Source organism: Streptomyces sp. NPDC051738 (assembly GCF_044453205.1).
GTDB lineage: Bacteria > Actinomycetota > Actinomycetes > Streptomycetales > Streptomycetaceae > Streptomyces.
Map to the genome: position 1 here is coordinate 187785 of NZ_JBITCM010000011.1, position 12657 is coordinate 200441.

The window sequence follows — 12657 nt, forward strand, 5'->3', positions numbered from 1 at the left end:
CTCGCCATGGTGACCTGTCAGGAACCCAAGGGCCCGGCGACGGACTCCGCCGAAGGCCCTCTCACCTTCGGACCCCTCATCGCCGGCGTCACCGTCCCCGACCCGGCCGAGTGGGTGTACGTGCTCCGGGCGAGCGCGCTGATCGACGACCCCATCGGCGCCACCTGCTACCGCAATGCGCTGAACGCCGGGCACATGGGCCCCGACGCCCACCCCGAGACCATCCTGGGACGCTGCGCCCTCGCCGGACCCGAGCACATGGAAACCGCTCTGCACACGGCCAGGCTCGCGGCGGCCGAGTGGGGCGGCAGCCCGCCGGCCCGGCGCGCCGCCCTCGCCGAAGCGTTCCGGGCACGGCTGCGGGAACACGCCGACGCCGTCACCGGCCTCCTCGTGGAGGAGGGCCACCCCGTCCGGCTGGCCCGGATGGAGGTGGCCAACCTCCTCACCTTCTACGGCCCCGAGACCACCGACTGGTGTCTGCGGCACATGGAGTCGGAGCACACCGTCGACGGCCGGACGGTGGTGCTGCGCCGGGTGCCGGACGGTGTGGTGTGTGTGCAGCCACCACAGAACACCCCGGCGCTCAGTGTCGGGGCGGCCTTCCAGTCCGTACTGGCCGGCAACGCGCTCGTGGTCCGGCTCTCCCGGCACGCGCCGATCGCCGCCATGTACCTGGTGGAACAGATCGCCGTACCCGCGCTCGCCGAGGCAGGCGCCCCGCCCGGAGTCCTGTCGGCGCTGTGCACCGAACCCGCGCAGGCACTGGATGCCTGGCTGGAAAGCCCGCTGGTGGACGACGTGCTGTACTTCGGCGACTCGATCCGCGGCGAACAACTCGAGAAGGCGTGCCTCGCCGCGGGCAAGAAGCCGATCCTGGAGCTCGGCGGCAACGACATGGTCGTGGTGTGGCGGGACGCGCCCCTCGACCGGGCCGTGGATGCGCTGATGGAGTCGTACCACGGCAGCGGCCAGATCTGCTGCGCGCCCAACATCGCGCTCGTCCACCCGGACATCGCCGACCGGCTCACCGACCGGCTGACCGAGTGCGTCCGGGCCCTACGGCCCGGCTTCCCCGACGACCCCGAGGTGGTGCTGGCCGCATCGCCGAACACCGCCGGATACGACGCCACGCTCGCCGACGCCCGGCGGGCGGGCGCCCGGGTGCTGACCGGTGGACGCCACCTCGACGTGCACGGCCACGAGAGCGACGACGCCGTCTTCGCGGAGCCCGCGCTCATCCGGATCGACGGGCTCGCCCGCGCGCTGAAGCTGCGGTCGGTCCGCTACGAGACGTTCTTCCCGCTGCTGACCCTGGCCGTTCCCGTCCCCGCCGACGATGACCAACTCCTGTCCGAGATGGTGTCGTTCGTAGCCTCCGGCTCGTACGGCCTGCGCAACTCGCTGTGGACCCAGAGCCCCGACGTCATCGACCGGTTCCTCCGGGACGTCCGCTCGTGCGGCCAGCTCCGGGTGAACGACTCCCATCTCGCGGGCGTGCCGTATCTCGCCAACCACGGCGGCCCCGGGCTGAGCGGCGACCGCTTCGGCGAGCTCAACTACCCGATGCTGCGCACCAGCCGCCTCCAGGGCGTGTCCGTGGCCCAGGAGGGCCCTACGGCCGGCGGGGATGCCGGGCCGTACGTCTCGGCACGGCCCAGGCCCCGGGTCGAGGCGGTACGGGAGTACCCGCCGGGGTGGCCGCCCGAGGACCTGCCCGGCGGGCTGCCGGCGCCGTTCACCGAGGCCTTCCACCACGACCCCTACCCGACCCTGCACTGGCTGCGCGAACACCGGCCGGTGAGCCGGGTCATCAGCCCGGACGGCCCGGGCTGGCTGCTGACCCGCTACGACGACGTACGCGACGCCCATGTCGACCCGCGGGTCACCTGCGACAGCAAACGCATCTCCGCAGGCCACATGTGGATGCGGCACTGGCCGTCCGCACTGCGGGAGCGCCTTTTCACCCACCTGCTGGACAGCGACGATCCGCGCCACGCCGAACTGCGTGCGATCATGCGGCCGTTCTTCTCGCCCGCCCGGCAGGAGCAGTGGCGAACCCGGGTGCAGCGCCTCGTCGACAACCGGATCGACCAGATCGTCGAGCGCGGCAGCGGCGACCTCATGGCGGCCGTCGCCTACCCGCTCGGCGGCAACGTCCTGTTCGCCGTTCTCGGCGCGACCCCGCCCCGGATGAACCACCTGCGGGCGATGATCTGGCGCACCGCCGAGTGGAACAACGACGTCCCCTATGTGGCGGCCCTCGCCCACGAGGTCGACGCGTTCGTCCGCTCGGCAGTCGCCGAGAAGCGCCGCGCCCCCGGCGACGACCTCATCTCGCTGCTGGTCCGGGCCCGCGACCAGGACGGTCTGCTCAGCGAGGATGAACTGCACGGCCAGGTCATGATGATGCTCGTCGCGGGCCAGGACCCCAGCATCAACAGCGTCGGCAACAGCCTGCACGCCCTGCTCACCCACCCCGCCCAGCTCGCCGAACTCCGCGACGACCCGTCCCTGATGGCGACCGGACTCGGCGAACTGCTCCGCTACGAGAGCCCGTTGCCGTTCACCAGCTGGCGGGGCACCCTCGCACCCGTCGAGTTCGGCGACGTGACCGTCCCCGCCGACGAGTCCCTGTTCCTGTGCATCGGCGCCGCCAACCGGGACCCCGCACGCTTCCCCGACGCCGACCGCCTCGACCTGCACCGCCCCACCCCCGGCCATCTCGCCTTCGGCCACGGCGCCCACTACTGCCTGGGCGCCCACATCGGCCGTATGACCGCCGAGGCCGCCGTCAGCACCGTCCTGCGCCGACTGCCCGGCCTGCGACTGGACGGCACACCGGGCTGGCGGCCCAGCCAGTTCGAACGCGGACTCAGCGTGCTGCCCGTCGCCTGGGATGCGCCGAAGGACGGAGGAGCACGGTGAACCGGGCCGACATCCTGGCCGAACTGAAGGCGATGCTCGCCGAGTTCGGCGATGTCGATCCCGAACAGGTCGACGAACAGACCGCGTTCATCGCGGACCTCGGTCTTGACTCCCTGGTCCTGGTGCGGATGACCGTCGTCGCGGAGGAGCGGTTCGGGGTACGCATCCCCGACGAGGTCGCCTGGGAGCTGCACACGGTCGGTGCCGTGGTCAACTACGTCGAGGAGACCCTGTCCGGGCGGACGGGAGCCCAGAGTTGAGCGAACTCGTCCGGTTCCTGCGCGAGAAGGTCTGGCTCCTCGGTGACACCCGTTGGTACGCGCGCGTGGACAGCGTGCGGGGCGAGCTGGTCGAGGTGGAACGCCTCGGATACGCCCAACTCGACGCGCGCGCCCGCACGGTGGGGGCATGGCTGGCCGACCGGACGCCGCCCGGCGCCCGCGTCCTGCTGATGTTTCCGGCGGGCCTGGAGTTCTTCACCGTCTTCCTGGGCTGCCTGTACTCCGGGCGGGTCGCCATCCCCGCCCCGCTGCCGGACACCGACCGGCGGGCCCTGCAACGCGCCGAGGGGATCATCCGCGACGCGGGCGTCGGACTGGTCCTCACCGACGCGGCCCGTCGGCCCGCGCTCGGCTCCTGGCTCGACGGTCTGGACGTGGCGCCACTCGCCGAGTGCGTCGCGACCGACGGGACCGAACTGCCGGACGCGGGCTCCTGGTCCCCCGTCGCACAGGACCTCTCCGCGACCGCCTACGTCCAGTACACGTCCGGCTCGACCAGCGAACCGCGCGGTGTCGTCATCACCCACCGGAACCTGCTGCACAACCTGCTGGCGATCAGAGAAGTGATGGCCACTGAGGACATCAGGGACGAGTTGCGCCACGGACCCTCGCCCACCAGCGCCGGATGGCTCCCGCACTACCACGACATGGGCCTGGTCGGCATGCTGCTCACCCCACTCGCGAGCTACGCCAACCTCGTCTTCAGTGCGCCGGTGTCCTTCGTAGCCCATCCGAAGCTGTGGCTCCAGATGATCAGCCGGTACCGGGCCTGCTACACCTTCGCCCCGAATTTCGGCTACGACTGGCTGCTGAGAAGCCTCAAGGACGACCAACTCACGGATGCAGACGTGGACTTGGGCTGTCTGCGGTTCGCGCTCAGCGGCGCCGAACCCGTCCAGGCCGGCGTCCTGAACGCGGTCGCCCGCAGACTCGCCCCCCTCGGCTTCCGCCCGGACGTCTGGGCCCCCGGCTACGGCCTGGCCGAGGCAACCCTCATGGTCGCCGGCACGCCCTGCGGCAGCGGGCCGACCGTGGGACGCTTCGACCGCGGCACGCTGGAGGCCGGCCGCGCCGTACCCGCCCCGGACGGCGTCGACCTCGTCAGCTGCGGCCACCCCGCCGGCGTGGACGTCCACATCGTCGACCCCGCCACCGCACGCCCCCTGGAGGACGGGCAGATCGGCGAGATCTGGGTACGCGGCGACAGCGTCGCCGACGGCTACCTCGGTGACCCCCAAGCCACCGCCGAACACTTCGCCGCCACCACGGCCGACGGCGACGGCCCCTTCCTGCGCACCGGGGACCTGGGCTTCTTCCGGCACGGCGAGCTCTACGTCACCGGCCGCGCCAAGGACCTGATCATCGTCAACGGCCGCAACATCCATCCCCAGGACATCGAACGCGTCAGTGAATCCACCGACCCCGCCACCGGCCCCTGCGCCGCCTTCACCCTGCCCGACGCCGACGGCCACGAACACATCGTCCTGGTCCAGGAAATCCGCCCCCTCCACCTCAAGGGCCGCACTCCCGCAGCCCTCTCGGAGCTGATCAGAAAGCGCCTGGCCGAAGACCTACGACTCGCCGTCCAGGTGGTCGTCGTCGGGCCGATGAGCGTGCCCCGGACCACCAGCGGCAAGATCCAGCGCTCACGAACCCGGGACGAGCTGCGCGCGGCCCGACTCACCCCCCTCCACTCCGACCTCCTCACCCCGCCCTGCCCGGCGTCCTGACCGCCCAGGTCGGTTCGTCAGTTCGCGGAAGCCGTCCACCCGCTCGCCGTGATCCGCGCCCCGTCCGCCGGCCGGGCCTCGTCGAAGAGGACTCCGTCCGCCGCCTCGACGCGCAGGCCGTCGACGTACGCGCCCCGGCCCACGTACAGCCGGTCGGTCGCGTACCGCCAGCGGATCACCAGCTCCCGGTGCGCGGGGAGCCGAGCGGTGAGCCGGTGCCAGACCCGGCCCGACCAGCCCGTGACGGTGCCGTCCGGGTGGTCCTGCGGTTGCTCGCCGTGGCGGGCCGTCGTGAAGGGGAGCGGCCGCCAGGTGGCGCCCCCGTCGGTCGTGGCCTCCAGGGCGAGGGCGTCCGACCGGGGTTCGGTGTCCCACCACAGGGCGCAGCACAGCCGGACATCGCCGGGGGAGGTGTCGAGGGGAGGGAGCGCGAGGGTCGCGGTCGTGGCGGTCGCCATTCCGGAGAACCATGCGGTACGACCGTGCCGCGGGCGGACGGCCACAGCGCGGGCCATGTTGTTCGCGGCGGCGACCCGGGGCGCGGAACCGGAACGCCAACTGCGCACCGGATGAACGGAGTTGCCGAGCGCGACGAGGAAGGAGTCGGTCGACGGGTCGAGGACCAGCGAGGTGCCGGTGAAGCCGGTGTGCCCCGCCGTGTGCGGGGTGGCCATCGCGCCCATGTACCAGTGCTGGTATAGCTCGAAGCCGAGGCCGTGTTCGTCGCCCGGGAAGGCGGTGTTGAAGTCGGTGAACATCAGCTCCACCGACTCCGGCTCCAAGATGCGGGACCGGCCGTAGGTACCGCCGTTGAGCAGCGTCCGCCCGAGAACCGCGAGGTCCCACGCGTTGGAGAAAACACCCGCGTGGCCCGCGACCCCGCCGAGGCTGAAGGCGTTCTCGTCGTGCACCTCGCCCCACACGAGCCCCCGGTCCAGGCCGGACCAGGGCTTGCGGGCGTCCTCGGTGGCCGCGATCCTCGGCCTCCAGGCGGCGGGCGGGTTGAAGCGGGTGCGGCGCATGCCGAGCGGGCCGGTGATCTCGTCGCGCAGGAGGGTGTCGAGCGTACGGCCGGTGATCTTCTCCAGGACCAGTTGGAGGGAGATCAGGTTGAGGTCCGAGTAGAGGTGCGTCGTCCCCGGCGGGTTCAGCGGCGCCTCGTTCCAGATGAGCCGGAGCTTCTCCTCGTACGTCGGCGCGTTGTACAGGGGGATCCAGGCGCGGAATCCCGAGGTGTGGGTGAGGAGCTGACGGATCGTGATGTCCTGCTTGCCGGCCTGACCGAAGTCCGGGAGGTAGGAGGCGACGGTCGCTTCCAGTGCCAGCGCACCCCGCTCGATCTGCTGTACGGCGAGGATCGACGTGAACAGCTTGGACACCGAGGCCAGATCGAAGACGGTGTCCTCGGCCATCGGTATCTGCTGCCCGGCCGGCAACTCGACGCCGGTGTCGGTCTTCTCGTCGTACGACCGATAGCGCACCGCCTTGCCGATGGGCTCGTGCAGGGCCACCGTGCCGCCACGCCCGGCGAGCAGGATGGCGCCCGCGTACCAGGGGTACTTGGGGGAGGGGCCCAGGAACGCCTCGGCGTCGGTGACGAGCCGGCGGAGGTGGTCGGGGAGCAGGCCGGCCCGCTCGGGGGACCCGTGGCGCAGGGTGCTGCCGCGGCCGGAGGAGGCGGCGGCCGGTCCGGCGGGGAAGGGGGCGATGGCCAGCGCGCCGCCCAAGGCCAGGGCCCTTTTGCACAGTTGACGCCGGGTCAGTCCGTTTCTGCCGTCGGCCATCGAGGTTCCTCCCCGTCACTCCGGCTGAAAGTATCTTTCCGGGATCACCTTGCGTGATGAAGCTTTTGTGTCAGTCGTGCTCCGTGTCAACGGGGCGTTCGGCTCAATAGATCTGACGGTATATCAGAAAAGGCCTTCCGTCGTCCGGAGGACTGCGGCATCCTGCGCCCATGCAGACGGAGCTGAGCAAGAAACTGGGAGTCGAGCACGCCATCTTCGGCTTCACGCCGTTCCCCGCCGTCGCCGCGGCCATCAGCCGGGCCGGCGGCTTCGGAGTGCTCGGCGCGGTCCGCTACACGGCCCCCGACGATCTCAAGCGCGACCTCGACTGGATCGAGGCCCATGTCGACGGCAGGCCCTACGGGCTCGATGTGGTCATGCCCGCGAAGAAGGTCGAGGCCCCGAAAGATCAAACACTGACCGAGGCCGATGTCGAGGGGATGATCCCGCAGGGCCACCGGGAGTTCGTCAAGGACACCCTGGCCAAGTACGGCGTGCCCGAACTGGCCGAGGGGGAGGCCTCCGGCTGGCGTATCACCGGGTGGATGGAGCAGGTCGCCCGCACCCAGCTCGACGTCGCCTTCGACTACCCGATCAAGCTGCTCGCCAACGCCCTGGGCTCACCGCCCGCGGACGTGGTGGAGCGCGCCCATGAGCAGGATGTCCTGGTGGCAGCCCTCGCGGGCAGCGCCCGGCACGCCGTCAAGCACAAGGAGCGCGGCATCGACATCGTCGTCGCCCAGGGCTACGAGGCGGGCGGCCACACCGGTGACATCGCCTCCATGGTGCTGACGCCCGAGGTCGTGGAAGCCGTCGACCCACTGCCCGTACTGGCGGCCGGAGGCATCGGCAGCGGCCCACAGGTGGCGGCGGCACTCAGCCTCGGTGCCCAGGGTGTGTGGCTGGGCTCCATATGGCTGACCACCACAGAGGCCGATCTCCACTCAGCCGCTCTGACCCGCAAACTGCTCGCCGCCGGCTCGGGCGACACGGTGCGCTCCCGCGCCCTGACCGGAAAACCCGCACGCCAGCTGCGCACCGAGTGGACCGACGCCTGGGACGACACGAACGGCCCCGGCACCCTGCCCATGCCTCTCCAGGGCCTGCTGGTCGCCGAGGCGGTCTCACGCATCCAGAAGTACGAGGTCGAGCCGCTGCTCGGCACCCCGGTCGGCCAGATCGTCGGCCGGATGAACAGTGAACGCAGCGTCCAGGCCGTCTTCGACGACCTCACCCGCGGCTTCGAGCGAGCCGTCGATCGCATCAACCGCATAGCCGGAAGGAGCGGCGAGTGACGAGCACGAGCACACCCCCGGCAGGCTTCTGGGCCCAGGCCGCAGCGGACCCCCACCGTACGGTGCTGGTCGCCCCCGACGGCGAGGAGTGGACGGCAGGCCGTCTGCACGCCGACGTCAACCGCCTCGTCCACGGCCTGCGCGCGGCCGGCCTGGAGCGCGGCGACGCCTTCGCGGTCGTCCTGCCCAACAGCGCCGAGTTCTTCACCGCGTACCTGGCCGCCAGCCAGGCGGGCTTCTACCTGGTCCCCGTCAACCACCACTTCGTCGGACCGGAGATCGCCTGGATCGTCGCCGACTCCGGCGCCAAGGTCCTCCTCACCCACGAACGCTTCGCCGCCCCCGTACGCCAGGCCGCGGACGAGGCCGGCCTGCCCGTCACCCACCGGTACGCGATCGGCACGGTCGAGGGCTTCCGGCCGTACGCCGAACTCCTCGACGGGCAACCGGAGTCGCCGCCCGCGGACCGCACCCTCGGCTGGGTCATGAACTACACCTCGGGCACCACCGGCCGCCCCCGCGGCATCCGGCGCCCGCTGCCCGGCAAACTCCCCGAGGAGGCCTACCTGGGCGGCTTCCTCGGCATCTTCGGCATCCGCCCCTTCGACGACAACGTCCACCTCGTCTGCTCGCCGCTCTACCACACAGCCGTCCTCCAGTTCGCGGGCGCGTCGCTGCACATAGGCCACCGTCTGGTCCTGATGGACAAGTGGACGCCCGAGGAGATGCTCCGGCTGATCGACCGGGAGAAGTGCACCCACACCCACATGGTCCCGACCCAGTTCCACCGTCTGCTCGCCCTGCCCGAGGAGGTACGCGCCCGCTTCGACGTCTCCGCCATGCGGCACGCCATCCACGGCGCCGCCCCCTGCCCCGACCATGTGAAGCGGGCGATGCTCGACTGGTGGGGTCCGTGCGTGGAGGAGTACTACGCGGCCAGCGAGGGCGGCGGGGCCTTCGCCACCGCCGAGGACTGGCTGAAGAAACCCGGCACGGTCGGCAAGGCCTGGCCGATCAGCGAACTCGCGATCTTCGACGACGACGGCAACCGGCTCCCGCCCGGCGAACTCGGCACCGTCTACCTGAAGATGAACACCGGCGGCTTCGCCTACCACAAGGACGAGGCCAAGACGCGGAAGAACCGCATCGGTGACTTCTTCACCGTCGGTGACCTCGGCTGTCTCGACGAGGACGGCTACCTCTTCCTCCGCGACCGCAAGATCGACATGATCATCTCCGGCGGGGTCAACATCTACCCGGCCGAGATCGAGTCCGTACTCCTCGCCCACCCCGCCGTCGCCGACGCCGCCGCCTTCGGCATCCCGCACGACGACTGGGGCGAGGAGGTCAAGGCCGTGGTCGAACCGGCCCCCGGTCACGACCCGGGCCCCGCCCTGGCCGCCGCGATCCTCGACCACTGCGCCGACCGGCTCGCCGGCTACAAGCGGCCCAGGAGCGTCGACTTCATCACCGAGATGCCGCGCGATCCCAACGGCAAACTGTACAAGCGGCGTTTGCGGGACCCGTACTGGGAGGGCCGGACGCGACCCGTGTGAACTTCAGGCGCGAGGGCGGGGAAAGGTCTCCAAGGCCTTCGCGAGACCGGCGGCATCGGTGCCGACCTTGCGGTAGACACCGGACAGCAACTGCCGCACGCCCTGCTCGGTGAGGCGCAGTTCCTTGGCGATCACCGCCACCGGCTTTCCTTGGACGGCCAGTTCGGCGGTGCGGCGTTCCTGAGCGGTCAGCGTGTCCGCCTGCGCGTAGCGCAACGGCAGCGGCCGCAGCCCCGCCGCCGAGAGCTCCTCCCTGGCCCGGGCGGTGAGCGCCTCGGCCCCGCAGTGGACGGCGCCCTCCAGGCCTTGGTAGAGCCGACCGGCGGCCTCCTGGAGGCGCCCGTTGCGAGAAAGGGCGGCGCCGTGCCCGATCAGGGCCCGGGCGAGTTCGTAGGCGGCGGGGGACTGCTCCAGGTGCTCCACGGCCTCCGCGTGCAGCTTGAGCGCCGACGGGCCGCCGGTCACCTCGGCCTCGATGTGCAGCGCCTGGCCGATGGTGGAGGAGGCACCGAACTCCCGGGCGCGCTTGACGGCGTCACGGGCGAGGGACAGCGCCCGGCCGGGGGCGGTGGGGGCGAGGGCGGACGCCAGGTGCAGCTGCCAGGGACACCAGGAGGGGTTGCGCCAGCCCCGTGCGTCCAGCCACTCCCCGACGGCGGCCAACAGGTCCGCGGCCTCGGAGTGCCGCCCCTCGGCCAGGAGCAGTTCGGCGTACACCGTGCGAGGGTCGGGATAGATGACGGCGTTCGGGACGATCTCGCCGTAGCGGTAGGCGTTCGCGAGGCGACGCGCCTCGGCGGTGCGGCCGCGGGCGAGCAGGGTCTGGATGAGGATGCCGATGGCGAACCACTGGGCGGGGACCGCGCCTTCGACCCGGTCGGCGATGCGCAGGCCCTCGCGCACCAGCTCCTCCGCGTCTGCCAGGCAGCCGCGGCGGTAGCGGATGTAGCCGTACAGGGTCTGTCCCAGCGCAAGATGGGAGCCGCGCCAGCCTTTGTCCTCGCACTCGGCGATGCCCCTGGTGAACAGTTCCTCGGCCCGTCGAGGCTGGTCGCTGTACATGAACACCAGGGCGACCGAAACGGGTACCTCGAAACCATGGTTCTCGTCGGTCCAGCTCAGTCCGCCGAGCAGCGCCTCCTCCGCACAGCCGAGGGCGGTCTGCCGAGGCTCGCCGCGCACCGTGGCATCCCACGCGCGGGAGCCGAGGATGTACCGCTCCTCCAGGCCGCCGCGGCCGGTCAGGCGCTCGGCCAGCCGCATCAGCCTGCGTGTGCGGGCGTACGAGTCGGGCTCATCGGCGCGGAAGGCACTCCAGACGAAGTGATCGGCCTGCATGCGCAGTCGGATGCGCGGATGGGTGGCGAGCCGCGCCTCGTCGAAGGACACGGTCGCCGCCTCGGCCAACCGGTCGGTGTGGGCCAGCGCCTGGGTGAGCCGGTAGACGATGGAGGCCCGCAGTTCGGGATCCACCTCGGGCTCCGCCAGCGCCTCCTGGAGATGGGTGACGGTGGCCGTGGGCTCGATCAGAAAGGTCGCGCCGGCCAGCTCGTGCAGGAGTCGGGCCCGGTCCTCCGGGAGTGGCGGCTCCTGCAGCGCTCGGGCCAGGACGCGCCGGGCGGCCTCCGGAGCCCCCGCACGAAGGTACTCACGGGCGGCCTCGCGGAGGCATTCGACCACCTCGGGCCTGCCCTCGCACGGAACCTCCAGCAGATGCCGGGCGGCCGCGGTCGGCCCCAGCCCTGCCGCGCGGACGGCCTCCGCGGCCCTGTCGTGCAGACCGACCCGCAGCCCTGAGGGGATGGACCGGTAGATCGTCGTGGCGATCAGCGGGTGGACGAACTCAAGGCCGCCCCCGGGCCCCTGGGCCTCCGCCAGGATCCGGGCGGTGCGCAACCGCTCAGTCGCCTCGACGGCGTCCTCGCTGCCGATCACCGCGAGGGTGGCGGCGAGCTCCGGTGACACCGGCGGACCGAGTACGGCCGCGGCATGGGCGAAACGAACGGTGCTCGTGCCGAGACCGTGAAGGGTCTCGATCAGTCCAGGGCCCTTGACCGCCGCGGCCAGGTCCCGCATCGCGTCCAACTCGTCCTGCGCGCCCTTCAGGTTCTGTTCCCCCAGCCTGATGGCGAGTTCGACGGCCTCGAACGGGCTCCCTCCGGTGACCGACCAGCATTCGTCGCAGAACTCGTCCTCGGCTCCGTCTCCCAGCTCGTCCCTGATGATCTGGGCCACGCCGGCGGTGCTCAGCCGCGCGAGCGGGTAGGGGCGGTTCCCATGACGTTCGACGACCGTGCGGAACGCGGCCGCGTCGGAAGGCAGTTCGTCGGGCCGGTAGGCGACGAGGATCAGAAGCGCGAGATCGGTCGCCCGAGGGGCGAAGGAGGCGAGCCAGCCGAGTGACTCGGGATCGGCCCAGTGCAGGTCGTCCAGGAGCAGGACGAGCGGCGCCCGCATCGCCGCGATGCGCGTCATGACCCAGTCGAGGCCGTCGCGCACCCCGGTCGGATCCGGTGCATGGGTGGTGCCCGTCGCCTCCAGGCCGAGGGCGACGGCGACGATGTCGTACCAACTGCCCAGGAAGGCACGGCGTTCCGGCTCGTCCATCGCGGCCAGGACGGGCTGGACCAGCTGACGCACGAGGCGGAACGCCAGGTCCTGCTCGTTCTGCCCGGCGCAGGCCGAGAGCACCGTGAATCCGTCTCCTGCGGCGCGAGCGCGTGCCTTCGTGAGGAGCGCTGTCTTGCCCAGCCCGCCCGGACCTGTGAAGGCGAGCATTCCGCTGGGCCGCGCCCGCTGAACGCCATTGGCGGCGTCACGCAGGTCTGACAACGCTGATTCGAGCGCATCCAGTTCCCGTTGGCGCTCGAGCAACGGGCGGGGATCGGTGTGCGGTTGCCACGCCCCATGCGCCATATGCCCTACCGCTTCCTGTCGTTGATCGTCGGAAGACAGCGCAGAGCGTACGCCCCAGGTGAGGGGGCGGTGGCGGTGTGGCGCACGAGGATGACAGGGAAGGATGAATCCCGTGCCGAAGTGGTTCGATTGTCCGCCTATCGGGTAAGGGAACTTGAATAGTCGGC

The 12657-nt window shown here is 71.2% G+C and carries 7 protein-coding genes; 5 read left to right on the forward strand and 2 right to left on the reverse strand.

Features of this window, described 5'->3' with window-relative positions; translation table 11 throughout:
• The first annotated feature begins 6 nt into the window (after positions 1-6).
• Genes ACIA8X_RS25930 through ACIA8X_RS25940 form a run of 3 tightly spaced genes read left to right on the forward strand, consistent with a single transcriptional unit; the run spans position 7 to position 4939 of the window.
• On the forward strand, positions 7-2928 hold the full coding sequence (locus ACIA8X_RS25930) for an aldehyde dehydrogenase family protein (RefSeq protein ID WP_399459200.1): 2922 nt from the start codon (positions 7-9) through the stop codon (positions 2926-2928).
• Positions 2925-3188, forward strand: a complete 264-nt coding sequence (locus ACIA8X_RS25935; RefSeq protein WP_393443532.1) for an acyl carrier protein — start codon at positions 2925-2927, stop codon at positions 3186-3188. The genes ACIA8X_RS25930 and ACIA8X_RS25935 overlap by 4 nt, the downstream gene beginning before the upstream one ends.
• Positions 3185-4939: a fatty acyl-AMP ligase gene (locus tag ACIA8X_RS25940; protein ID WP_399459201.1), complete on the forward strand. Its 1755-nt coding sequence runs from the start codon at positions 3185-3187 to the stop codon at positions 4937-4939. The genes ACIA8X_RS25935 and ACIA8X_RS25940 overlap by 4 nt, the downstream gene beginning before the upstream one ends.
• A gap of 17 nt (positions 4940-4956) precedes the next feature.
• On the opposite strand, the gene ACIA8X_RS25945 is transcribed toward ACIA8X_RS25940, so the two are convergent.
• Positions 4957-6723 (reverse strand): serine hydrolase, encoded by a 1767-nt coding sequence (locus ACIA8X_RS25945; protein ID WP_399459202.1) that lies wholly within the window; start codon positions 6721-6723, stop codon positions 4957-4959.
• Between the two features lie 170 nt (positions 6724-6893).
• Between ACIA8X_RS25945 and ACIA8X_RS25950 the strand changes: the two genes are divergently transcribed.
• Both ACIA8X_RS25950 and ACIA8X_RS25955 read left to right on the forward strand, forming a co-directional pair.
• Complete coding sequence (locus tag ACIA8X_RS25950) at positions 6894-8018, forward strand: nitronate monooxygenase (RefSeq protein ID WP_393443526.1); 1125 nt, start codon at positions 6894-6896, stop codon at positions 8016-8018.
• Positions 8015-9574, forward strand: a complete 1560-nt coding sequence (locus ACIA8X_RS25955; protein ID WP_399459203.1) for an acyl-CoA synthetase — start codon at positions 8015-8017, stop codon at positions 9572-9574. Before ACIA8X_RS25950 ends, ACIA8X_RS25955 begins: the two co-directional genes overlap by 4 nt.
• Positions 9575-9577: 3 nt before the next feature.
• Here ACIA8X_RS25955 and ACIA8X_RS25960 read toward each other — a convergent pair whose 3' ends face one another.
• Positions 9578-12490 (reverse strand): AAA family ATPase, encoded by a 2913-nt coding sequence (locus ACIA8X_RS25960; RefSeq protein ID WP_399459204.1) that lies wholly within the window; start codon positions 12488-12490, stop codon positions 9578-9580.
• Positions 12491-12657: the final 167 nt, after the last annotated feature.